General features: G+C 71.0%; 19 protein-coding genes. 2 read left to right on the top strand and 17 right to left on the bottom strand.

Translation table 11 applies throughout. The features are described from left to right. From AB0F29_RS14820 to AB0F29_RS14805, 4 genes are all read right to left on the bottom strand, one after another. A partial coding sequence (locus AB0F29_RS14820; protein WP_361871674.1) for a hypothetical protein occupies positions 1-1,427 on the bottom strand: 1,427 nt, incomplete at its 3' end. Next, entirely contained in the window at positions 1,424-2,065 is a 642-nt protein-coding gene (locus tag AB0F29_RS14815) for a WhiB family transcriptional regulator (RefSeq protein ID WP_361871673.1), read from the bottom strand. The genes AB0F29_RS14820 and AB0F29_RS14815, both read right to left, overlap by 4 nt. A gap of 141 nt (positions 2,066-2,206) precedes the next feature. After that, on the bottom strand, positions 2,207-2,893 hold the full coding sequence (locus AB0F29_RS14810) for a hypothetical protein (RefSeq protein WP_361871671.1): 687 nt from the start codon (positions 2,891-2,893) through the stop codon (positions 2,207-2,209). A gap of 5 nt (positions 2,894-2,898) precedes the next feature. Next, positions 2,899-3,825 carry a helix-turn-helix domain-containing protein gene (locus AB0F29_RS14805; RefSeq protein WP_361871669.1) on the bottom strand — a complete coding sequence of 309 codons (927 nt, stop codon included), beginning with the start codon at positions 3,823-3,825 and terminating at the stop codon, positions 2,899-2,901. Positions 3,826-4,618: 793 nt separating this feature from the next. Here AB0F29_RS14805 and AB0F29_RS14800 point away from each other — a divergent pair. After that, positions 4,619-5,518 carry a helix-turn-helix transcriptional regulator gene (locus AB0F29_RS14800; protein ID WP_361871666.1) on the top strand — a complete coding sequence of 300 codons (900 nt, stop codon included), beginning with the start codon at positions 4,619-4,621 and terminating at the stop codon, positions 5,516-5,518. On the opposite strand, the gene AB0F29_RS14795 is transcribed toward AB0F29_RS14800, so the two are convergent. The 5 genes from AB0F29_RS14795 to AB0F29_RS14775 form a co-directional block, all read right to left on the bottom strand. Further along, positions 5,484-6,779: an MAB_1171c family putative transporter gene (locus AB0F29_RS14795; RefSeq protein WP_361871664.1), complete on the bottom strand. Its 1,296-nt coding sequence runs from the start codon at positions 6,777-6,779 to the stop codon at positions 5,484-5,486. The two genes, AB0F29_RS14800 and AB0F29_RS14795, sit on opposite strands and share 35 nt — an antisense overlap. After that, positions 6,780-7,361 carry a hypothetical protein gene (locus tag AB0F29_RS14790; protein ID WP_361871661.1) on the bottom strand — a complete coding sequence of 194 codons (582 nt, stop codon included), beginning with the start codon at positions 7,359-7,361 and terminating at the stop codon, positions 6,780-6,782. Between the two features lie 582 nt (positions 7,362-7,943). Further along, positions 7,944-8,849, bottom strand: a complete 906-nt coding sequence (locus AB0F29_RS14785) for a hypothetical protein (RefSeq protein ID WP_361871659.1) — start codon at positions 8,847-8,849, stop codon at positions 7,944-7,946. Positions 8,850-9,055: 206 nt separating this feature from the next. Further along, positions 9,056-9,529 (bottom strand): GntR family transcriptional regulator, encoded by a 474-nt coding sequence (locus AB0F29_RS14780; RefSeq protein ID WP_361871657.1) that lies wholly within the window; start codon positions 9,527-9,529, stop codon positions 9,056-9,058. A 585-nt stretch (positions 9,530-10,114) separates the two neighbouring features. Beyond that, positions 10,115-11,299, bottom strand: a complete 1,185-nt coding sequence (locus AB0F29_RS14775) for a helix-turn-helix transcriptional regulator (protein ID WP_361871655.1) — start codon at positions 11,297-11,299, stop codon at positions 10,115-10,117. 115 nt (positions 11,300-11,414) lie between these two features. Between AB0F29_RS14775 and AB0F29_RS14770 the strand changes: the two genes are divergently transcribed. Next, positions 11,415-11,981, top strand: a complete 567-nt coding sequence (locus tag AB0F29_RS14770; protein WP_361871653.1) for a flavoprotein — start codon at positions 11,415-11,417, stop codon at positions 11,979-11,981. A gap of 77 nt (positions 11,982-12,058) precedes the next feature. On the opposite strand, the gene AB0F29_RS14765 is transcribed toward AB0F29_RS14770, so the two are convergent. Genes AB0F29_RS14765 through AB0F29_RS14730 form a run of 8 tightly spaced genes read right to left on the bottom strand, consistent with a single transcriptional unit; the run spans position 12,059 to position 23,196 of the window. Continuing rightward, the gene (locus tag AB0F29_RS14765; protein WP_361871650.1) at positions 12,059-13,249 is read right to left on the bottom strand and encodes a metallophosphoesterase; all 1,191 of its coding nucleotides are present in this window, start codon (positions 13,247-13,249) and stop codon (positions 12,059-12,061) included. After that, positions 13,246-14,130, bottom strand: a complete 885-nt coding sequence (locus tag AB0F29_RS14760) for an aminoglycoside phosphotransferase family protein (protein WP_361871647.1) — start codon at positions 14,128-14,130, stop codon at positions 13,246-13,248. The genes AB0F29_RS14765 and AB0F29_RS14760 overlap by 4 nt, the downstream gene beginning before the upstream one ends. Next, a complete protein-coding gene (locus AB0F29_RS14755; RefSeq protein ID WP_361871645.1) occupies positions 14,127-14,681 on the bottom strand; it encodes an AAA family ATPase in 555 nt (184 codons plus the stop codon). Before AB0F29_RS14755 ends, AB0F29_RS14760 begins: the two co-directional genes overlap by 4 nt. A gap of 58 nt (positions 14,682-14,739) precedes the next feature. Beyond that, a complete protein-coding gene (locus AB0F29_RS14750) occupies positions 14,740-16,638 on the bottom strand; it encodes a hypothetical protein (protein WP_361871643.1) in 1,899 nt (632 codons plus the stop codon). After that, the gene (locus AB0F29_RS14745; protein WP_361871641.1) at positions 16,638-18,809 is read right to left on the bottom strand and encodes an HAD-IA family hydrolase; all 2,172 of its coding nucleotides are present in this window, start codon (positions 18,807-18,809) and stop codon (positions 16,638-16,640) included. Before AB0F29_RS14745 ends, AB0F29_RS14750 begins: the two co-directional genes overlap by 1 nt. After that, positions 18,806-20,545, bottom strand: coding sequence for a non-ribosomal peptide synthetase (locus AB0F29_RS14740; protein WP_361871638.1), 1,740 nt, complete (start codon positions 20,543-20,545; stop codon positions 18,806-18,808). The genes AB0F29_RS14745 and AB0F29_RS14740 overlap by 4 nt, the downstream gene beginning before the upstream one ends. Beyond that, on the bottom strand, positions 20,546-21,877 hold the full coding sequence (locus tag AB0F29_RS14735) for a hypothetical protein (protein ID WP_361871636.1): 1,332 nt from the start codon (positions 21,875-21,877) through the stop codon (positions 20,546-20,548). It lies immediately after the preceding gene. Further along, positions 21,874-23,196, bottom strand: a complete 1,323-nt coding sequence (locus AB0F29_RS14730; RefSeq protein ID WP_361871633.1) for a hypothetical protein — start codon at positions 23,194-23,196, stop codon at positions 21,874-21,876. Before AB0F29_RS14730 ends, AB0F29_RS14735 begins: the two co-directional genes overlap by 4 nt. Positions 23,197-23,207 lie beyond the last annotated feature (11 nt).

The raw sequence follows: 23,207 nt of genomic DNA, 5'->3' as shown, positions 1-23,207 counted from the left end.
CGGTCCCCGTCGGGCTCGGTCCCCGCATCGGCGTCGGGGTGCTCCCGGTCCCCGTCGGGCTCGGTCCCCGCATCGGCGTCGGGGTGCTCCCGGTCCCCATCGTCATTGGGGACGCCCGCCGGGGACGGGCCACCGCCCCTCTGCGCTGCGACTTCGTGAACGTCACCGCCCGCGCCCCCGTCATCCTCACCGGTCCCCGGGACCTCGACGTGGCCCCCCGCCTTCGCCCCTTCCCCCTGGCCCGGCAGACGCGAGTCGCGCTCACCGATGCAGTCCCTGATGCCGTTGGGGACGGTGCGGGGACGGTCCCCGTCGGGCTCGGTCCCCGCATCGGCGTCGAGGTGTTCCCGGTCCCCGGTGGAGTGGGGGACGGCGTGGGGACCGACCCCGACGGACTCGGCCGCCGTCCCCGTCTCGGCCGCTTCCCCAGCGGTGCAACCCCCGGCCGATGCCGCGATTCGGGGACCGGCCTCGGGGACCGTCCCCCTCGGGCTCACGTGATCCTCGGGAAGCATCCGAGCCCCCAGGGCCGCAGCGAGAGGGGACCGGTCCCCACGGTGGTCACCCTGGTCCCACGAGGGCTGAGTCCAAGGGGACGGCAGGGCGACAGACGCGAGGGCCGCGGCATGCCGGCGGGCGGCCAGCTGCTCCAGAAGCGCTCGACGCTGGTCGGGATCGGTGCCGACCCCGGACCGTGACAGGGCCGTCTCAAGCCGCCGTTCAATCCGGCGCCCCTGCCGATTCGCGCGATCCTTCTCCGGCATCTTGGCCAGCCGGGACGCGAGGGCCCCTGCCCGTTCCGTAGCGCGCTCTCGGGTGATCTGGGCGGCATCCCGGTTCCGCGTGGCGACACCCAGGCGGGAGAGGAGACGCTCCCGGACTTCGCGCCCAAGCGTTGCCAGCAGCCCCTGCGAGGAGGCGTCCGGCTTGTGCAGCCGCAGCTCGATACCCATGGCCAGATGCCAGAGCATGGCCGCCATGACCGGACCGACGATCGCTCGCACGGTGCCGCCGACCAGCCCCGATTCCGCATACGCCGGGATGATCTGCACCCCGGTGAGCACCCAGACCAGGGTGCCCGGAACGCCGGGCGCGCCTTGATTGCGCAGGTTCTGGCGGGCCAGCAGAGCGTTCGCGAACAGCGCCAACTCGGCCGTGGAGAAGAAGGCAGCCCGTTGCACCGTGTCGGTCATGCCGAGGTAGTCAGCGGCGAAGAACCAGCTGGTCTCCGCGCTGTATGCCGTGCAGCCCAGCGCGGCGAGGGCGGCGACCCAGACGGTGGGGGTGCCGGCGCGCGGGGCGCCTGCCCGTGTCCGGTTGCGTCGGATCGACCATCCGGCCAGCACCAGGGCGAGCACCCCGACGGCCGCGACCGCGTAGACGGGATCAATACCCAGGGGCAGTGACATGGCGATGGGGTGAGTCATGCGGCCTTTCGGAGAGCGGCGATCAGGGCGTGGGTCTGGACCTGGCGGGGCACCTGCACCGGCGAGACGACGTCCTCGTCCTCGGCTGTCTCGTCCTCGGCCGTCTCGTCGTCGGCCACCTCGGTCTCGTCGCCCTGGTCCCAGTAGCGGTCGCGGTCGGCGACAGCGTGCGCGGCGTTGCGCATCAGGTCACGCGCCCAGTCCAGGTCGAGCCGCAGCGTGAAGGCGAGGCGCTCCGGGCTCCAGCCGCGGACGTACGCGTGGCGGGTGACGGCCTCGCGTTCGGCGTCGCTGAGGTGGATGTCGCGCCCCTCGAAGGCCGCCTTCACCCGGCTGTAGTCGAGGCGCTTGTTGACCTTGCGGTGCCAGGGGCGGCGTTCGGCCTCAGGGAGTCCGCCCCAGATGCCTTGCCGGATTTCGTTGCCGAGGGCGTAGTCGAAGCACGCCTTCTTCACCGGGCACTGGCCGCAGATCGACTTGGCCTCGCCGATGGCCGCGCGGGCGCGGGCCGCGGGGAAGAACAGCCTGTCGATGACCTTGGGCGGCAGGTTGCGGCACAGGCCGCGGGCCTGCCAGCTGTGGTCGGCGATGCCCCGGATGGTCGGGACCGGGGTGTTGTTGGTGGTGATGTGGCGCAAGGGAGTCTCCGGAGGGCGCCTCGTCCGGCGCGGTTCGCTCTGCACCGGTGGCGGCGGGGTGCGGCGGGCGTGGCGGGCTCGGGGCACGGCGGCGGGCCGTACCGCATTGCGGAACGTTTCTATGGAAAGGTGACGACCGCGTCAGGCAGGCAGGGCCTGGGCGTGAGCGGCAAGGGCGTCCTCGACGCGGCCCGGGTGCGGCTCGACGCGCGGTTTGGTGTTCCGGTTGCGGACACCTCCACCGCTCCGTTCGCGGCAGGGCTCGCCCTGCGGGGCGCGGCACATCTCGCACCGGACGCTGAAGATGTCGGGCCCGCCGGCGGCGATGGCGGCTTCGCGGGCGGCACGCGCCGGACGGAAGGGCGCCAGTTCGGCTCGCACCGCGTCCGGGACGTAGGTACCGACGGCCTTGAGCATCTTTTCCAGGCCGGGGTGGGTTTCCCCGGTCGTCACTCCGCGGTGCGGTGACGGGGCGATCCGCCCGGTCACGACGGCGTCGCGGGTCGCGACAAGCTCCGCCCGCCAGGCTTGCGGGTCGTCGGGGTCGGCCATCGGCGTCGGATCGGTGTGCCGGCCCAGCCGGTCTCGGTAGTGGGCGTTCCACTCGCGGGCCACATCGGCGGGCAGGATCGGGTACTGGGAGGCGACGACGCGCTTGCGCACCGCGTCGCGCACATCCCAGCCCTGGCCGGTGGTCGCGGGAACGTCGCCGAGCAGCTCGTGCCAGGAGTCCAGTTGCGATCGGGCCTCAGCCTCGTCGGTGCGGATCAGGCGCGGGTCAAGGCGTCCGGCGAAGGCGATCACGGCAGCAACTTCACGTCGGTTCATGGTGGTTACTCCGTTCCAGTCGGTTCGTCGATGGCGGCGAGGAGGGCGGCGGTATGCCGGTCGGCCTTGCTCATGCCAACCTGCGGGGCGGTGCTGCCGCCGGGCAGGGCGTAGAGGCTCGGGCGCTGTGGTGTGGGGGTGTGCTCACGGGCGATCCAGGAGCGCCAGTCGGCAGCCCAGGCGTCGGCGGAGCGAGGGCTCCAGGCGGCGCGGTACTGGCGCCATTTCGCGTCGGCGGCCTGCAGGCCCTGCTCGCCGAGGCGTTCCAGGTGTCCCTGCTGCTGGGCCCAGGACAGACTCGCGTCGTCGACCTGCCAGTCGGTGGCCGAGGTGAGGACGGCAGCGCTACTGCTGCTGTACCTACGGTTCACCTTCGGTTCACTACTACAGTTCTGGGGGTCAGATTTTGGCCCGGAGGGGGGTCCGTTTCCGACCCGGGGAGGGGTCATATTCTGACGAGGGGGAGCAGATTGTGACCCAGGCAGATTCTGACGACGGGGGCTCGATTCTGACCCCGCGGTGCGCCAGATGCGGTGCTTGCGCAGCCGCTCCTCGTCAAGGTCCTTGAGCGCAGGGGCGGGATCGGCGTCCGTCAGCGGTTGGACGTCCTCGACGCTCAGGGCGGGGTTGGACTTCTGCGCAGCGGCGACCTTCGCGAGCCAGGCGGCCGGGCGCGGCATTCGGTAGACCGTGCTGTGCTGCGGACCCTCGTAGTCGTCGAGGATCTCCAGCTCGCCGGCGTCCGCCAGCAGCGCCAGCGACGTGCGAACGGCGTTGCGGCTGGCGTTCGTCCGCGTCATCAGCTCGGTCACGGAGGCGTACGCGACGCACTGGTCGTCGGGGATCCGGTCGGCGATCGACAGCAGGACCAGGCGGGCGGTGCCGCGGCTGGCGCTGCTCTCCCACACCCACTTGCGTGCCTGCCCGCTCATCGGGACACCACCTGCACGAGGCGCGTGAGTATGAGCATCGACGAGCCGGTAGGCAGGTGAGCGGTGGTGGCTGCCGCGCAGACCGGGAACGCCAGCCTTTTGCGCAGGGCAGGCGGCATGAAAGACTCTCCTCTGTAGTGAAAGCCGCGCCGGGGTGCCCGTAGGAAAGGTCCGGTGCGGTGAAGGTGGGTGATCTCCGCCCTTGCCGGGGCGGGAGTGCCATCAGGCGGTCGGCGTCCGGGAGTTAGCGGCTCCACGGGCGCCGTCGCTGGTTTCGGGGCTATGCAGCCCTGCTCGATCGCGCGGTGTGCGTATGGCTCCCTATGGCGTTTGGCGCTGGGCGGGGTGCCCGGCGGGGGACGACGAACATATGCAGGCCGTGGCGCAAGATCCAGACCTTGCTAAAGGAGTCTCTACAAGTCGCGTAGGGCACGCCGACACCTGTGCCTGTGGGTGGAGGCAGCGGGTCGAGGCACGGACACCACCATGATCGTCCCGATGGAATCGACGATGGTCGTCACGGTGACCCTTGTCGGCGCAGGCGAACCTTGATCCACTAGTTGCAGAGAGTCACCAGGCTGGGCGTGTGCAGGGCTGCGGCCCGCTCCGGACCCGCTGCCGTAATGGCGCCTGTCGGTATGCCGGCATCAGGGGCCAGTCCTGCCTGTTCGTGGCAGAACCCGGGGTTCCTGCCTGGCGGTCAAGGGGAATAGGGTGAGCCGCAGAGAGGTTTCCCCCTCCACCGCCGCAACGAAAAGTATCTGATGTAAGTTTTCGTTGCAAGACCTCGTTTGTGCGGTTCCACCGCCACCCACCAGCACGATCAGGAGTGCCAGCCTTGCCGCCACGCCGGTTCAACGGCCCTCAGATGATGAGGGCGCGCCGCGCCGCAGATGTGCATCGGCGCGAGGTGGCGGCTGCGGTGGGGTCGAAGAGCCAGGCGATCGTCGCGGGCTGGGAGACGGAGAAAACGTTCCCTCCGGGGGAGAAGCTCCCGGCCATCGCCAGAGTGCTCCGTGTCGATATCGACGTCCTGTTCCCTCGTGAGGGCCTGTGCGATCTTGCCGACCTGCGGTGTGACGCTGGGTATGCCCAGTACGCCGCCGCGGAGGAGGTCGGGATCAGCAAGTACGGGCTGAGCCGCGCCGAGCGCGGCGAACGCCGGCTCGACGACGCATGGATCGGCCCCCTGGCGAAGCTGTACGGCGTTCACGCGGACGAGCTGCTGGCGGCCCAACGCCGGTCGTTCGGCGAGGCCGTGTCGGCGTCCCCGCCGGCAGCTCTGCCTCCGCTCACCCTGGCACTCCGCGCCTTGGTCGGCGAGCGCTTCCCGGAGGGGGAGCCCTCACCCGACACGATCGCGACCGGTGTCACCGGCGTAGCCGGTGCCCAGGTCATTCGAGGTGACCAGGTCGAGGCCCTGCTCCGGGGTATGCCGGCGGACCGAGTCTTCGCGGGCGCCCAGGTAGCCCGCGCCATAGCTGTCACCGGTCTGGCTGCCTATTTCGGCGTGTCCGAGCTTCACCTCGATGACAAAGCGGAGAGCCGGGTCCTGGACGACCTTCGTTACATCGCAAGCCGATACGACATCGCCCTCGCTGCTCGTGGCGGCGAGGGCGGCGTCTCGTCCGAGATGGTCGCTGTGTTGTCGGATCTCCTCAACCGCGAGCTGGCCGACCCGTCGGATCCTTGACCCGGCCGGAGCCTGCTCGGCTCGGGGCAGCCGCCTGGTCCCGGCCAGCCGTCTGAAGGGCGAGGTCGACGGGAGGCTCGCCCGCCCGCTCGTGCATGATCCGCACCAGGTTCGGAGGAACGTGCAGGCCCGCGACGCGGGCCAGCCAGTTCGCTTCGGCGGTCACGCTGGTCAGCGGCTTCTCGCGCAGCTTCCTGGACGGCACGGCGGAACGCCTACCCGATTTCTGACTCTGCTGGGCGGCCCTGATCCAGTACGCCTCGGCCGCGGCTTCGGGGTCGTCATGAGATTCGGCTAGGTCCTCGGCGACGGACAGCAGGTCGGGGGAGGCGTGGTGGCGCAGCTGCTCGATTCCGCCGGCGATCTCCTGGGTCCGACGGTCCAGGCGTACGTCGAGGGAGGGGGCGAAGCGCAGCGACTCGGTGATCCTCGCTCCCGGCCGCTGCAGCGCAAGGTCCGGGAACGCGTTCATGAGGTCTGACCAGAGCGGGCGAAGCTTCTGCAGAGCTCTCCAGGCGTTCCAGCGTGTCGAGAGCGCCATGGTGGACGGTACGGAGGCGCCGGCGGCCCAGAGGCAGGCGACCACCATGTTCACGGAGTCGGCCACCGTGCGCATCGTGAGCGCGCTGACCTCTGGCGGGATCCACGTGGTCACAGTGCGAAAAGCGGGATAGATCGTGTAGATCGCCATGGCTGTTGCCATCAGTGCCAGGCCGATCCTCAGTGCCCGCTTCTCGGCCCGGCGGGCTGCCCGAGCCCATTGGTAACAGCAGGTGGCCGCAGCTACCCCGAGGTAGGTGTACTGGATCGTCAGAAAGAGCGCGCCGCCCCATTGGCCGGCCTGCGCATCGGCGAAGTCGGTACTCGGGTGACTCCGGTCGACCACGGTGAAGAAGAGCACGACCTGGACGACCATCGCCGCCAGTGCACACGTGTGCGCCACATGACTGATGCGCCGGCTGACAGCGACGTGCCGGTCGGAGTCCCCGGAGGGCTCCCCGTAGACGGCCGTGATGTAGCGGAGGGCCGCGAGGATAGCGACAAGCGACGTCAGGTACTTCAGCAGGGCAGAGAGGTCCGTCACGGGCGAGTTGTCCAGCACCTGCTTCACTTGCGGAACTCTGCACCAGACGGTGGCGGCGAAGGCGGCCGAGCACGCCCACAGGGCTCGCTGCATCGGATCACCGTGCCTCACGGCCGGGAAACGCCACACCGCAGTGATGGTCATCCCGATGGCCACGGCCCAGAGCATCGTGGTCATCTACGCGACCTCTTCCGGTCGGGGGCCGCACGGCGCGAGAGGGTGCGACAGAGTGGCCTCAAGCCTGCTGACCAGGTCATGTCCTGGTTCCCGGCTCCGGTGGATTCGTTGCTTGATGAGGTATGCGGACGCCTCGGCCTCACGCTCGTCCGCGCTTCGGTATCGAGCGAGTGCGTGAACAGGCGCCCCCTGGAACTCCGCCGCCACGCCGTGCCGCAGCACGGGCGGCAGGTGCTGCATCGCCTCGGCGAATGGGACGGTCGTGCCGTGGTCCAACCACTCGTGGGCCAGGACGTGCAGCACTACGTGCTCGGTCTGGTACGGAGTGGACCGAGGGCGATAGAGCACCCACGTGCTCTCCGGGCCCCGGAGTCGCAATCCGCATGCCGTTTGGAGATCAGCTTCAGGCGCATCCAGCGCAATAAACCGCATACGGCGCCCGCTGGCGGCCTCCATCGCGCCCACCAGGGCGGGAACGGAGAACGGATCCGGGACCGGCAGGTCGGCAACCTCCCTTGCGCAATACCTGAGCAGGTTGCGCCTTTCGCCTGCATCACGCAAGGCCCGCAGCATGGTTCTCACCTCAGCTTCCATCCGATCGAAACCGGGCGATTGCAAGCTCCTCTCCGCATGCCGAAATGCATGAGGGAAGAGCAGATCCCGGAAGGCCGACCATATGCCGGTCGTCTGGTGTCTGGGAAGCTGGGGCAGGCCGAATTCCGGTTCGCCTGATTTGACCGTGACAGGCGAAACGGTGGACTTCTGAGAAATTCGCGTGAGGCGAATCACCTTGACGCGGGCGATCTAAAATGTCTCGTCGCGGATAGTGGAGAATTCTGTTCGTTGCAGAATGTCTCAGCGCGCCCATGGCTTCGGCATTAGACCCCCGCTGGTCTCCAGTGGTGGCCGTTAGGAAGTGGGGGCGCATATTCGGTTGACTGTAATCCGACATCGGTGCGCAATTATGCGCCCCTCGGAGGGTGTTCGCGAGGCAGAAGCCCAACCCGCTTCTAAGTAAACTTTGTTCTACTCCGCGGTGCGGGGTTGGCTGCCGCGCTTGACGATCAGCCCGGGCAATCGGTCGAGGCAATCAGTAGTCCATTGGGATGTGGTGACTGCTGGTCAGGTCCTCGGCGTTGCCCATCCGCCTGTGCCGCAGCGCTCTCAGTGTCGGAGGGCGGGGGTGATCCCGAGGGTCGGGAGGACCAGGAGTCCGTGGCCCTCGCCAGCTCCGACGTCTGCCAGGCGCAGGTCGTGAGGGGCCTGGGCTCCACGCGCCCGCAGCTCCGTGCCGATCAGCTCGGCCGCTGCGGCGGCCCCCGCCGGCGTGCGCTCGAAATAGGCACCCCACCAACGATGCACTGGTATGAAGTCCTGCCACCCCCGGCCGGTCATCTCGGCATGGTGATCGCCGTCGTCTGCGCCGTCCCGGTCATCGACAAGCACCGTCAGGCTGTCTGCGGGGCTGACCAGAACCACCAGCCGCCGCGGCCTACCCTCTGCATCGACCACGATGTCGAAGCCGGCGTCGTCCTGGCCCAGCTGCGCTTCGAGCTGCTCACACCAGGCGCGGAGCAGGGCTTCGAGGGAAGCTCGAAGGCTCGCCCAGTCGCGTGCGACGGGCACGGACGGCGGAGGGGGTGCGGTCGGGATCGGCTGCCACTGCCACAGAAAGGGCAGATCCGCAGTATCCAGCTCCCTGGCGTGTCGGAAGCGATCGGCCTCGGACAGCTCCAGGGCCTCGGTCCGGCGTACCGAGAGCTGCAGACCACCCTCTGCGGCGTCGGGTGAATCAAGAATCACGGTGTGTGATGGTGTCCGCCAGCGAATCGTAGGCCCGACGACGCTGCCGCCGTAAAGCGTCGGCGGGCCGAGGCTCTCGCTCACCGCGTCAATCGCCTGCCGAAGCCTCTCGGTGCCCGATCGCGCCAGGGGCGGCGCCGGGCGAATGCCGAGTGTGACCGGCGGCTGCAGCTCCTCCGTGGGCGCCGTTCGCATCAGATAGGCGGCAAGGTCCGGTGTCGAGAGTGCACTCGATGCGGCTATGTCCATATCGTCAGTTTGCGGCATAAAGCGAACGTTATGACCTGAATGTGATGCAACGCGCATGGCGCCACTCTGTGTGCCCGGAGGGGTGCAGAGGGCTCGCCACCCCAATGCGCCCAATGCGCCCGTAGCCGAGGCCCCCTTTGCGGGGCGGGCGTTCTACGGCCTTACGTGACGGACGGTTCCCGTATATGCACATGGCACCCTACGGAAAGCGGTGCGGCGGCTGCTCAATCTACGTCGGCAGAGCTGGTTGCCACAAATGTTCCGGTCGGCCGGATAGTGATCAAGACCCCCTCGTCGAGCAAGGGGGAAAGTGATCTTCGGACTGTCGCCACGGAAACGGAGTGTTCGGCGGCGAGTGCCTCCAGGGATGGGATGCGATCACCGGGGCCGTAGACGCCGCGATTCACCTGGTCTCGAACGTGGGCTGTGATCTCGTCCTGAATCGATGTCCCTGTGGCAGCGGGCCAACTCTTTCCCGCGACCCTGGGTCGGGTGCCCATGCGTCGGGTTTCCACCAGTCCTGCATCGCGCAGCCTCGTGAGGGCTGCAGCCACGGTCTCGCGGCTAACTCCGTACAGCTGCTGGATATCGGCGTATGTAAGCACGCGGCCCGGCGGCCAACGGCCATCGGTGATTCGGGCGCGTAGGTCTGTGGCCACCCGATCAGGCAATGAGTTCGGCTGTTGATTCCGGCTCATACCGCGGCCTCGAAAAGTGGGAGGTCGGTCGTGCTCAGCGAGCTCCACCCTTGCGGGTCGTGGTGTACGTCGGGCGTTGCGGCCAGCCTCGGACTCACCGCACGTCGGATTCGCTGACTGGCAGTGGATGCCCTGGCGTCCACCGCGCTGCTCATCTCCTTGCGCGTGCCGGATTCGGTGCTCCGACCCTCCGCCTGGGGCATCAGATGAGCCCTTGCCGCATTGTGTACGCCACGGCCGCCGCGCAGTTCGACAGCCGATAGCGGGCCATGACGCCGTGAAAGGCGCCGTTGAGCATGCGTGCGTACAAGGGCAGCGCCTCTGTGATCGACGCCGCGGCATCTCGCTCTCGCGGTGCGATCTGAGTGATTTTGCAGACCCCGCGAACCCAGCACCCCCCGCTGCACGCGGCCCTCCGCGTCGGGTGGTCCGCCGCGGGGCACCGTCGGCGCGCGGGCCTGCTCGACCCCTTCGCGCGACAGCCCGTCCAGCAGTTCCTTCGGCAGGTCCGTGTCAGAGCTCACCTCTTCATCGTGACCGCCGGAAACCTCGGAAACTCTTTCACTTGAGAAAGAGCTAGCGGACCTACATGCCGATCCAGGTCGTCATCGCCCGCAGTGGCTCTGGAGCCCGGCGGGAAAGGTGAACGAGCCCGCGGATCGTCTCCCGGGCCCCAGGGTGATACCGGGTCTGTTCCGGTGCCGACCGCCGTGCCGCCATCATCGATTTCAGCGACGCTTCGCTCCGGCCCAGCTCCAACTCCACGCGCGCTCGGTCGATGTAGAAGTGCGCGCGACGGGATGTCGCGACCGTTGCCGGCAGCCGGATCGCCTTGGCCTGACGCAGGGCCTCGTCGAAACGGCGCATCTCCATCGCCACGCTCATCTCGTGCAAGTCGACATTCGTCGGGCTGAAGTTCAGCCAATGAACTCGGCTGGCGTCGCCGACCCGCCCGGCATGCTCGCGTGCCTGTGCGATGTGGTCAGCGGCCAGGTCCGCCTCCCCTGCCCGGGCGGCCAGAACCGATCCTCCGAGGTGGAGTTGGCCGGCAACGGCGAGGGCTGCTCGGCTCGATCCGTCCGCGCCGAGCAGACCGTGGCCGGAGCGGATCAGACGCAAGCCGATGCTGTACTCGCCCTCGCGGAAATACACCAACCCCCGGAAATACTGCCTCATGGCGGCCAGGCGCGGATCCCCAGCCCGCTCTGCGGCCCAGCCGAGCCGGTCGAGCGCAACGGTCGCGAGGTCGTAAAACCCGAGCTTCACGGTGATGTCGTGCGCGGTGCGGTAGGCGGACGCCAGTGCCTGCCAGAGTTCCGTCGTCGGCGCCCGCCAGCACAGGACGGTCAGCTCCGTGATCAAGTTCGGTAGCGCTGCCGCCGCCGCATGTAGACGAGTAGCCCGAACACGGGCGCACAACTCCTCCGCAGCAGCGATGAGTTCGGTAACCGCCCGCGTGGTGACCAGCGGATCATCGCCGAGGTCGTACAGGTCCATGGCCTCACGGATCGGCCGCACCAGCTCCGCCAGCCGGTCCTCCTGCAGCTGCGTCACGTACGGCTGCCCCGTCAGCACGGTGACGTCGATCCGTAGCGCCCGCGCGACCGCCGCGGTGAAGTCCACGGATGCCGGCCGAGCCCCGCACTCCACCTGGGTCAGCCAGCTGTACGAGTACGGAATCCGGTCAGCTAAGACCCGTTGTGTCAGCCTCGCCAGCCTCCGCTGCTCCTGGATCCGCGTACCGGTGTGATCGCCGCTCTGCTTCGGCACCGCGGTCTCCCGTCTCCGACCCGTCCTTCGTACGGTACGCGCTGTCCGCTGCTTCGGACCGCCGGTTCCCCGGCCGCCGCCTCGATGGCGCCTCGGCTGTGATCGGATGGTCGGCATGACCAAACCGACCCTGTACCTGTTCGGCAGCGCGGCTCCGCCAGTGTTTGACGTTGCCCGCGTCATCGAGGAAGCGCAGGCCGACGGCTGGGAGGTGTGCCTCGGACTCACACCCACGGCCGCCCGCTGGCTTAAGGATTCTCTCGACGCGCTGGCCGTCCTCACCGGTCGCCCGGTCCGCTGGGACTACCGGATGCCCGGCCAGCCGGACGTGTGGCCGAAGCCGGACGCGATCGTCCTCGCCCCGGCCACCTTCAACGTGATCAACCAGTGGGCGCTCGGGATCACCGACAAGTGGATCGTCGGAGTGGTCGCCGAAGGCATCGGCAAGGGCATCCCGATGGCGATGATGCCCTGCGTGAACAGGGCGTTCGTCAATCATCCGCAGTTCGACCGGTCGATCGACACCATCAGGGAGGCTGGGGTCCGGGTGTTGTACGGGCCAGGAGGCTTCGTGCCGAACGAGCCCGGCGAGGGCAACGCAGCTACCTTCCCGTGGCGGGCAGCCCTAGACGCAGTCGCCGATGTACTCGCCCCAGCCTCGAAGAGTAGTGATCGTGGGTGAACCGACGGGCTGCATCGCCGCGGCGGGCGAGCTCGGCGGGGTTGGCGAGTGCCTGTTCGACCCCGGGACGACAGATGTCATTGCCTGTGCCTCGCGATGAGCTCCTCCAGAACGACCTGGCTTAGGGAGGTCGTGTGCGGACGGACTGCCCCGCACTGCTGTGCGAGGTAGTCAGTGGTGAGGAGTTGGACGTGCTGCCCGGGAACATCGATGACGAGATGGTCGTCATTGGTGATCAGGGCTGAGGCCGACTGGTTGCGGGAAGTCTCTGAGGCGTTGGTGCTCAGCAGGCGATTGTCGTACGGGACCAGCTCGATCAGCTCGCGTCGGGTCAGGACGTCTCCGAGGACGCGAGGGGTGATCGCGCTGGCGTTCAAGATGACGCCGAGGCCGGTCTGCCTGCGCAGACAGGCGGCTACGGGGCGAAGAAGGTCCTCCGGGCCGAAGACCCGGTTCTTCCAGTGGCTGCTCGGTCGGCCGACGACTTCGTCCAGCGATGTCTCCGCTTCGCCGATTGCTTCGGTCACCCAGTCCAGTTCGGCCGGGAGCGCCAGGGGTGTCGTCGGTTCGACGGCGACTGTCCAGCCGTCCGGATGGAGATGGGCGGTGGCGACGCCTCGTCCGAACTCCGGCGCTTTCACCAGCGTGGTGGCGCCGACCGCTTCAGGCCCGGTGTCGGCGCTGTGGCAGTGGCCGGAGAAGACGAGGTCGAGGAACGGGCAGCGGTCCGTCAGGTCCCGGTCGCGCTGGTAGCCGTGGTGGCTGAGCAGGACCCAGGCGTCGACGTCCTGGTGGTGCTGGTCGTAGAGCTGGTGCAGGGCGCGGGCGGGGTCGGTCACCCTCTGGCCGGCGCGGAGGTCGGGGGAGATGCTCGCGAAGGCGTCCGGTCCGATGACGGCCGTGACGGCGACCGTCTGACCGGAGATCTCGGCTAGGTGCAGCGTCCGAAAGAAGGGGGTGTTCGTGCTCGGGTCGATGACGTTGGCGCAGACGGTCAGGTCTCGGAGGGGCCGCCCGGTGTAGTGGGCCCAGCCGTGATTGCCTGGGGCGATCACGTCGTACAGCTCGGTGAGGATCCGCTGTTCGACGGCGCCTCTGGTCACGGGGTAGTAGGTGCCCTCGAAGAAGTCCCCGCTGTCGACGATCAGGCTGGTCGGTCGTGCGCGGTGGAGTGTGGCGAGCAGGTCGGGGGCGTGGTGGAGAGCGGAGTGGAAGTCGGTGGTGGCGGTGATGGCCGCCTTCGCGCCGGCGCGCGGTGGGGGTCTCATAAAGGTCTCCGTCCGTGCGGGAAGGAGGTCCCAGGTGCCGGGGCGGGCCAGGCGCGTACGGCGGCGGTCAGGAGGGAGCGGGCCTCGGCGGCGAAGGCATGCTGTCCGCGGGCGGTGGCGGTGACGACGATGGCGGCGGCGTCGGTGACGGTGCAGATGCGCATCAGCTCGCTCTCGGCCCGATCCGGTTGGCGTCCGTATCCCCGGTAGAAGGCGGTGCGCAGGTCCCGGCGGTGGTACAGGGTGCGCTGGGTGATCCGGAGGAAGTCGCGGCCGACGGCCTCGTAGCGGCTGGTCTCGAAGTCGATGACCCCCGTCTCTGCGTCCGTGCTCCACAGGATGTTGCGGCTGGTGAAGTCGAGGTGGGAGGGCTGCGCCCGCTGGGGTGGGAGGGCGGCGAGCAGGTGGAGTGCCTCGTCGAGGACTGCGAGGTCGGCACCGGCCAGGGGGCGGGTGCCGTTGGTCATCTGGGCGCGGATGTACGCGGCGCGTTCGGCGCCGAAGGCGGGCAGGACGGTTGGGGGTGCGGTGGCGTGGAAGCGGGCGAGCAGGGCGCCGGCCCGCTCGTAGGCGCGGCGCTCCTGCCGGGCGGTGAGAGTGAGGGACTGCAGTGGCTGGCCGGTGACCGCGGTCATCAGCAGGAGCTGGGCGTCCTCGTCGACGTCGAGGAGTTGCGGCGCGCTCGCGTCGAGCGCCGGGGCCCAGCGGGTCAGGGCCGTGAGCTCCCGCCGGAAGCTGTCGCCGCTGGTGTTGGTCTTGAGGATCATCTGCCGTCCGTCGGGGGTCCGCAGGCGGAGCACCGTGGTGGACGTGCCGGGCCAGCTGTGGTCGGTGACGACCTCGGCCGGCCCGGCCATCTTCGCTATCGCGGGGCTGTTCACGGCAGGTTCAGGAGGGTGAGGGCCTGCGCGACGACCTGGTCCGGGGTGAGCGCGGTGGTGTCGATCACCTCGGCCCGCTCGCCCAACCAGGTCGCGTACGCCTGCTCGTAGACCTCAAGCTTGCGGCGCCGGAAGGCGCGGACCTTCTCGCTGCGCTCCTCGTCGCCGGGGAACTCCATACTGCCCTCGATGCGCTTGGCGATGGCATCGGAGTCGGCGTGCAGAAGGAGGTGGTGGACTTCGACACCGTCCTTGGCCAGGGCGTCGAAGATCTCCTCGGCGTAGTCGCGGCGCAGCAGCGTCATCGGGGCGATGACCGGCCCGCCCTCGGTTTGGCGGTCGAGCCCGGCGCAGAGGCCGGCGACCAGGGTGCGCCAGGCCGGGTAGTCCTGGAAGTCCTTCTGCCGACTGGGATGGTCGCCGATGCTCTTGCGCAGGACGAAGCCGATCTCCTCGGGGTCGGTGATCAGGCTGGTGGGGAGCTGTTGGTGGAGCAGGCGGGCGGTGGTGGTCTTGCCGCCGCCGAAGGGGCCGTTGATCCAGGCGATCATGCGTGTGTCTCTTTCGTGTCCGCGGTGCTGATCCCCGGCCGGACGCCGGCCGGGGCGGTTACTGCTGGTGGTCGGTGGGCTCGGGGTGGGGGAGGAGGGGGAGGCGCCGCTGGTGGTAGGCGACGTGGAACCGGTCCGCGTGCACGACCCAGAGGCGGTCCAGGTCCAGGGGCGTGCCCGTGGCGGGGACGGTGAGGGCGACGGTGTGCCGACCCGGGGTGACGGTCAGGGCAGCGTGATCGTACGAGCCGCGCCGCGTGGAGCGGGGCCGCAGATGGACGGCGAACAGACCACGAGCCTGTTCGGGGAAGGTGACGTCGACCTCGGCGGGTTGACCCGAGCGGAGGGCCGACGGGACGGTTAGGTCGAGGGAGTCCAGCGTCGGCGGGAGGCTGAGGGCGGGCCCGCACTTGGGGCAGCGAAGGGTACGCCGGTCGGTGAGGCCGAGCGAGCTGGTCAGGTGCTCGAATTCCCGGGGCGCGCGGCAGTATTCGCACGCGGGCGCGGGCGTCCAGCGCGTGGTGCGGTGGTGGGCGCGGGCGGCGGCGAACTGGCGGGAGAACGCGCCGCCGCGGGTACGGCTGAGGATGTCCAGGACGGTGCGACCCCATTGAAGGCTCTGTTCCTCGACACGCTCCTGCCACCCCTCGTCCGGCCGGTGGGCGGCGGCCAGAAGCGTGTTCAGGGCGGTCTGCCGGTAAGAGGTCATTTCCTCCACGCAGGCGGACAGGTCCGCGTCCGGGCGCCGGTCAAGGGAGGCGTACAGACCCTGTTCGAGGGCCTCGGCGTCGGCCAGCCGAACCCGCCAGCCGCTCAGCACCTCGGCGTCAGCGAGCGGCCGGACGGCCGCCGGGACCGCCGGGGCGGGCGCGGCGATCGCGGTGTCGGGCTCCTGGAGGCGCTGTTCGGGGTCGCCGAGCAGGATCACGGAGGGGCCACGGATGCCCCGGCGGTGGCCGTCGGCGTCCAGGAGCGCGGCGATCTGGCCGAGCCGGGCGCCGGAGTGCAGGCTCGCGGCGGTCAGGCGGGGCTCGTGCCCGCTGGTGTCCAGGTCGCCGCGCAGCAGTCCGAGGACCGCACCGGGGTGGCCCTCGACGGCGTCCAGGGCCAGGCTCACGTCGGAGGGGTACTGCTCGGCCTCGCCCAGGGTGATCGCGTTGCACACGAACAGGCCCAGGACGCGGGCGCGCAGGGCATGCGCGGCGATGGGGCGGGTGCGGCCGGTCGGGTCGGTCTTGCAGGTGGTCGGCGTGCACCCGCCGGCCAGCACTGACCCGTCGGGTCCGAGTTCGGCCGGTCCGCTCAGCCCGCACAGGGTCACGGCGCCCAGGGAAGCGTGCGCGGCGGAGCCGTGTGCGTCGACCAGAAGGCTGCCCCAGCCGCTGCCCAGGACGTCGGCCAGGGTGCTGCGCTGGTCGGGGCGCCCGGGGGTGAGCACGTGGGTCAGTCCGGTGGTGCCGTCCAAGAGCGCGGTGCGCGCGAGGGCGGACAGGTCGGGGCGGGCAAGGAGTTTGGCCGCCGCGAAGGTGCAGGCGGCGTCGTCGCGACCGGTGAGAACCCCGGCGAGGGTGCTGTTGCGGGCCGCGGCGTCCAGGATCGGCATCAGGACGCTCAGGGTGAGTGCGCGGGAGCGGGCGACGACGAGGACGCTGCCGCCCTCTGGCCCCAGGGCGGCGGGCGCGTGGAGCCGGGCGGGATCGAGGACGTGGTGGGGGCGGCCGAGCGCGCGGGCGACGAGCTCGCCGAGGTCCTCGTGGCCCGCCAGGCTCACCACCCGGGCGTCCGGCGGCCCGCCCCGGCCGAGGCCCCGGGTCGGGTAGGTGCGCAGGATGTCCGCCCACCGGTCGGCACGCCTGGGGTCGTCGGGCCGAAGGACGGGCACGCTCTCCTCGTCCAGCAGCCGGGCGGCGTCGGCGAGGGTGGACGCCCAGCGGTATCCGTCGGGAAGGCTGGGCATCAGCACCCCTCCTGGTCGACGGGGGTGATCAGGGCGCGCAGCACGTAGGGCACGGACACGCTCGCGGGCAGGCGGGCGGCTTCCTGCCGGGCGGCCCCCATGCCGTCCCGGTGGGCGGGGTCGGTGAGTTGGTGCTGGTAGGGCCAGGCCCGGTCCGCGAGCGCGCCGAGGGCCTGCTCGGCGGTGCGGTCCTGGGTGAATTCCGCCAGTGTCCGGTCCTGGGTGGGGCGTCCGCGGTCGGCGAGGTGGTCGGTGATGCGCCGGTCGGTGCCCTTACCGAAGAACAGCGGGCGCGGACCGTCGGCGAACGCCGCCCGCCGGTAGGCGGCGTCGATGCCGGCGAGCGGGTGGGGGCCGGCCGGGTGCAGCAGCAGCCGGACGAGGCGGGCGCCCGGACGCAGGATGCGCAGCGCCTCGTCTGCGGCGAGCAGCGGGTCGGCGGCGAACTGCAGCGCCTCGTGCTCGACGACGACGTCGGCGCCGAGGGCGGGAAGGGGGAGCAGCAGCGCGTCGGCCTCGACGACCTCGACGCCCGGCAGGTTCGCGTCCCGCAGGTGGGCGGCCATGGCGGCGGACGGTTCGACGGCCCGGTAGGAGGAGGGCCCGTGCCCGGCGAGCTGTCGGGTGATCCGCCCGGTCCCCGCGCCCAGCTCTACCACATCGCGCCCGGACAGCTCCTTCGCCGCCCAGGAGGCGAGCGCGTCGGCCATGGGCTGCGCCAGGGGGCGGTGCCGTTCGTAGACCGCGGCCAGGGCCGGTGTGTAGAGGGGGTCTTCGGGGGCCTGGGCGGATAGGTCCGGGGGCCCGTCGAGGAGCGGGGCGAGCGCGGCAGTGGTGTGGGGCCACGGCCAGGAGCTGGTGGTGTCCAGGACGAGCTGGGTCATCTGGCGCAGGTGGCGCAGGAGACCGAGCAGCGGGCGGAGACCGGCGGCGAGACCGGTACGGGTGGTGGGGTCCGCGCGCAGCGAGTCCGTCAGTGCCTCGCGGATGGCCGGGGGGAGGTAGCGGGAGGCCGTGGCGCCGGGCCAGGGTGCTGGCTGGTGCCGCACGAGCAGGGTGGCCAGCGCGGTGAGGTGCTGGCGGACGGCGTCCAGGTGGGTCGCGGCCGCCAGCGGGTCGCCGCCGGAGTCGGCGGCGGTGAGCTGGCGAAGGGCCCAGCCGGTGTGGTGGAGCAGGTCGTCGGCACGTCCGGCGGCGGCCGTCCGGGCGGCGGGAGTCCAGGGCGGGAGATGTTCGGCGTCCACGTCGCCGGCCGTCTCCGCCCAGGCGTCCACGTGTCCGGCGGCGGCCCTCGGGTCCGCGCCGTGCGGCAGCAGCCGCCAGGTGGTCAGGGCTCCGACGGCGTTGACGGTGGCCAGGGCGTCGGGGCCGAGCGGCACCACGGTCACGGTCGGGTCGTGTACGGCCACGCGGGCGGCGAGGGTCGCCGGGGGCAGCCCGGTGGTGAGGTAACGGGTCGCCGCCGCGGTCGCCACGTCGGCCTCCGCATGGCCGGAGGGCGGCGCTGCCCCGGCGAGCACGGCCACGGCGCGGGCCGGGGGCCCGCCTGCCGCCGGGTGGAGGGTGATGCCGAGCCCGGCGAGGAACCGCTCGAACTCCTCGGCACCGGTGAAGTGGTGGGCGTGCAGCCCCATGTAGACGGCGGCGGTGACGTTGGTCTGGCTGTCGTCGGTGAAGGCGACCTGCCCGGCCGGCAGGTCCATCAGCGCCAGCGCCGCCTCGTACGCAGCGGGGGAGGGCTTGGTCATCCCGATCTCGGCGGAGTTGGCGACGTGGTCGAACAAATCGGCGAGGCCGTGCAGTTGCAGATCCGCTGTGACGGCGGTGGTGTTGTTGGTGAGGGCACAGGTGACCAGACCGACAGCGCGGGCCCGCCGCAGCAGATCGGCCATCGCCGGATCGGCGTCCCCGCGGTCGGCCGCCCACAGCTCGGCGGCGCGCTTTCCGGCCTCGCCGAACTCCTCCGTCAGGCGGCTGGTGACCTGCTCGACCCACTGCTCGTGGCTCCACACGCCATGGTGCGCCAGGTCGAAGCCGCCGTCGTAGGCGATCTTGCGGACGGCCTGCTCGGGGAGGCCGCAGTCCCGGGCGGCCTTGATCGCGCTGCGGCGCGGCCACAGCCGCACCACGCCGTCGAGGTCGACGAGCAGTCCGCGTACCGAAGAGGTCATGGTGTACTCCCGGGCGTCAGAGCGGTGGTGAGGAACCGGGTGGTGGGGTCGGCGTAGAACGCGTCGAGCGGGATCTCGGCTCCGTACGTCTCGTTGACCTGTTGCAGCAGGAGCAGGGCGCCCAGCGAGTCGCCGCCGGAGGCGAAGAAGTCCCGTGCGCTGTCGGCTGGAACCCCGGTCTGCTCCTGCCACCAGCCCGCGACGACGTCGGGCAGCCCCGGATCCGCCGACCCCGTATCCGTCCCCGGCGCTGCGGGCCCCGGCTCTGCGGCGGCGAGGGCGTGGCGGTCGATCTTTCCCGAGGAGGTCCGGGGCAGGGCCGGGCGCGCGGTGATGAGCGCGGGGACGGCCGCTGGCGGCAGCCGGTCCGCCAACTGCCCGCGCAGCCGCTCCGGCAGGTCCGTGTCGTCACTCTCCACATGCAGGACCAGGCGGGGCCTGCCGCTCGTCCCCCGGTCGGTCAGCAGCGCGGCTGCGCGCACGCCGGGCATCTGGGTGGCGGCCCGTTCGACCTCGGCCGGTTCCAGGCGGACGCCGCCCACGTTGAGCTGGTCGTCGGCGCGGCCGAGGAACACGTACCGGCCGTCCCACGGCTGCTGCCGCACCACGTCCCCGGTTCGGTACACCTGCTCGGGCCGCCGGACGCCGTCGGGGCCGGGCAGCCGCAGCAGCTGGAACGCCTTCGCGGTCTCGCCGGGTCGGTCCAGGTAGCCGGTGGCGAGGCCCGCGCCGCCGAGGTGGAGCTCCCCGGCCACCCCGGCCGCTACCGGCTGCTGGTCGTCGTCGAGGACCCAGGCCCGTACGCCGGGTAGGGGGAAGCCGATCGGGACGGGGTCTTCGCCCGGGTCCACCCGGCGGTGGACGATCGCGTCGACACATGCCTCGGTCGGGCCGTAGGCGTTGGCGACGTCGTACCGGCTGATCCACTGCTTCAGCGGCCCGGGGTGGAGCGCTTCGCCTCCGAGCACGATGCGCCGCAGGTGGGGCAGTTCGGTGAACGGGGCGGCGGCCAGGTAGGTCGGGGTGCCGGTGAACGCGGTGATCTTGTGCTTGGCGAGGAAGCGGGGCAGGGCCGGGCCGGGGACGCGGTCGCGCGGCGCGGCGATTTGCAGCCGGGCCCCGGCCGTCAGCGCGCCCAGGACCTCCCAGAGCACCGCGTCGAAGGTGAGGGCGGTCAGCTGCGCCACCCGGTCGCGGGCGGTGAGGCCCGCCCACTTCGGCAGGGCCGCCGCGCGGGCGGCGACGGCGCGGTGGGAAATCAGGACGGGCTTGGGGGCGCCGGTGCTTCCGCTGGTGTGCCAGATGCAGGCGATCGTCTCCCCGGTTGCGGGGAGTCCGGGCTGCCCGGTTCCCGGCGGCAGGGGGGTGGTGGCGGGAGCGAGGGCGGTGAGGTCCTCGGCCCATCCGGGTGCCCTACCGGTGGGGGTGAGGATGCCGGTGGCCTGGCAGGCGGCGGCGATCTGCCGCAGCCGCTCGGGCGGGTGCGTCACGTCGACGGGGACGGCCGGGACGCCGACGTACCAGGAGCCGAGGAGGGCGGTCACCCACGCGGTGCCGGGGGCGAGCGCGAGCAGGACCGGGCCGCAACCGAGCCCACGCTCGCGCAGCCGGGCCGCGGTGTGCATGGCGGCGGCGACCAACTCCGAGTAGGTGAACTCGTGTTCGTCGTCGGCGACGGCGACCTTGTCCGCCCGCCGTTCGGCGGTCCTGGTGAGCAGGTCGGTGAGGACCGTCATCTACGCCGCCTCCTTCCGGGGCTCCGGAAGCACGACGCCGCGGTGCGCCTCGCGCAGGAGGCCGAGGGTGTGCAGCAGGTCCTCGTGCGGGACAGACACGTTCACGCGGATCCGCGGCGGCCCGGGATACAGGTGGTGCCAGGACTCCTTGGTGCCGCCGAAGAGCAGATGCGCGTTGAGCTTGAGGTCGAACTGGCGGCCCACCGAGTTGACCCAGGCGATGGTTTCCTCGGGGCGGTCGAGGTCGGCGACCAGGTGCGGCAGCAGCGAGTACCCGGAGACCGGGCGCAGGTGGTCGCCGGTCTCCAGGAGGTCTCCGGCGTGCTCGGTCAGCAGCTCGAACCCGCGGGCGAAGTGCAGGCTCATCGCGTCCAGGTGGTCGACGATGGCCCGGCAGTCCGCCTCGGCGGGGATGCAGGTGACCTGGTGGTGCGCGTACTGGCGGGCGATCCACCGGTAGCGGCGGGTGAAGGCGGCCGGGTCGGTCTCGTGGGCGGCTTCGGCGAGCAGCAGGACGGTCAGGTAGAGCAGGACGACCTGTCCGGCCAGGGGATTGGTTGAGGCGGTGCGGTCGAACTGGTCGTCGCGGGCAGCGTTCAGGAGCGAGGTGTGCCCGCTGATCAGCAGGCCGGGGCGGATCCCGGGGACGCACAGGTCCTTCGACGGTGTCATCAGCACGGCCGTGTCCGCCACCTGCCCGGACAGGGTGGCCCGGACCCGGTCGGTGACCTGGTGCGGGATCGGGCCGGTGCCGCCGGCGAGGAAGACGACGTCGACGACCCGGAAGTCGGCGGCGAGCGGTGGAGGGGCGTAGAGGGTGCCGGTGACGCCGTTGGGGAAGATCTCCACCAGCGCGGTGTGTGAGGCGCTCTCGCCGGTGGCGTGGACGGCGCCGTCGTGCCGGTATCGGCCCAGGACGGTGCCGCCCCAGCGGCGTGGCGTCTGCTCGAAGGCGTAGTAGCAGGGGGCGGGCAGCACCAGTCCGGCGTCGCACGCGGCCAGCCACCGGGTGACCAGTCCGATGCCCTCGGTGGCCCCGCTGGTGAAGACGACCTGCTCGCCCTCCAGCTCGACGCAGAGGTAGGCGCCAGCCAGGGTGGCGGCCAAGGCGCGGTCGCGCTCGTCGGCGGGGGTGCCGTACTCGTGGAGACGGCCCGTCCGGGCGCACTCGGCCAGGGCCTGGTGAAGGAACCGGTGGGTGGCCGGGGCGGTGGGGTACAGGTTGTAGCCGTAGCCGATCTGGGCGCTGGCGCGGGAGACGCCCTCGCGCAGCTCGCGGTAGACGGCCACGCACGGCGCGTCCTCGGTGAGGGGAGCGATCAGCGTGCTCATCGCGTCACCCCCGAAAGGATCGCCTGCACGTCGGCTGCCGTACGCGCCGTCGAGCTCTCGTCGAGTCGGGGCGTGAAGGGGTAGGGGTCCTCGGGGTGCAGTGCGGCGGTCTGTTCGGCCAGGTCGGCGGGCGGGACGCTTCCGTCGGCGGCGGCGATCATGATCTGCGCCAGGCGCGGCATGTCCCCGGCGTCCAGCCCCAGCGACGTCGCTTCCGCGAGTCCCAGGCGCAGGGCCGGGCCGTCCACAGGCAGGTCCGTCAGCCAGTTCACGTGCAATCCCGCCTCGTACAGGCGGCCGGCGGCGTCCCGGGCACTGGGCTGGGGGGTGCGGGTGACCCACAGCTGGTGCGTGCGGGTGTAGCCGAACTCGGCTCCGGACAAGGCCCATCCGCCGTGGGCGAGCTCCTTGCCCAGCGTCCGGGCGTTGGTGACGACGGCGCGGGCGTAGGAGTCGGCGTGGTCGGCGAAGGCTGCCAGCGAGAAACCGAGCGCGGCGACGGCGGCGAAGTGGTGGTTGGACACCATGCGGGGCTGAATCTGCGTGATTCGCTCGGCGGTGGCGATTTCGCGGGTGGCGATGATGCCCTTCTGCGGGCCGGGGAAGGACTTGTGGGTGGAGGCCGAGAGGCTGTCCGCACCGCAGGTGAGCGGGTTGGGCAGCGCGCCGCCCATCACCAGGCCGAAGGTGTGGGAGACGTCGACGTGCAGGGCGGTGGCAAGGCCGCACTGGGCGATGGCGGTGGCGAGCGGGGCGATGTCGAGGCCGGTGAGGGCGTGGCACTGGTCGACGTAGACCAGGCTCGGGCGGTGCTCGCGCAGGAAGCCGGCCAGTTCGTCGGTGTCCAGCTCGTGCATCCCGTCTCCGGGGAGGTGGACCGGGGTGTACCCCATCTGCCGTGCCACGTCCGCGGTGGCGTAGTGCCCGCCCTGTGCCGGGGCGAGGCAGGCGATCGTGCTGCCGGGAGGCCCGCCGAGAGCGGCGATGACCATCTGCATCGCGTGCAGCCCGGACAGCGGCCGGACGTTCACGGCGGCGGCGCCGGTCAGGCGGCGCAGCAGCGGGACCGTCAGACCGGTCTCCAGCCAGGCGGCTTCCTTGCCGGAGGGGAAGCGCCAGTCACCGTCCGCCGGGTCGGGGCGTTCGTCGAACATGTAGCGGGCGGCGAGGTCGGCGATGAAGGGCAGCCGCGCGACCGGGGGCATGACGTTCTCTGCGGGGATGAGGCTCAGGGTGCGCCGGGCGCGTTCCTGGTGGGTGCGCAGTACGTCGAGGCCGCGGGTCAGAAGCTCGGCGCCGCTGGGTACGGACGGGGTCATGGTCCAGGGTC

Source organism: Streptomyces sp. NPDC026589 (assembly GCF_040638385.1).
Classification (GTDB): domain Bacteria; phylum Actinomycetota; class Actinomycetes; order Streptomycetales; family Streptomycetaceae; genus Streptomyces.
Note: the sequence above shows the minus strand (reverse complement) of the source record. Positions and strands in the feature narration are given on the sequence as shown.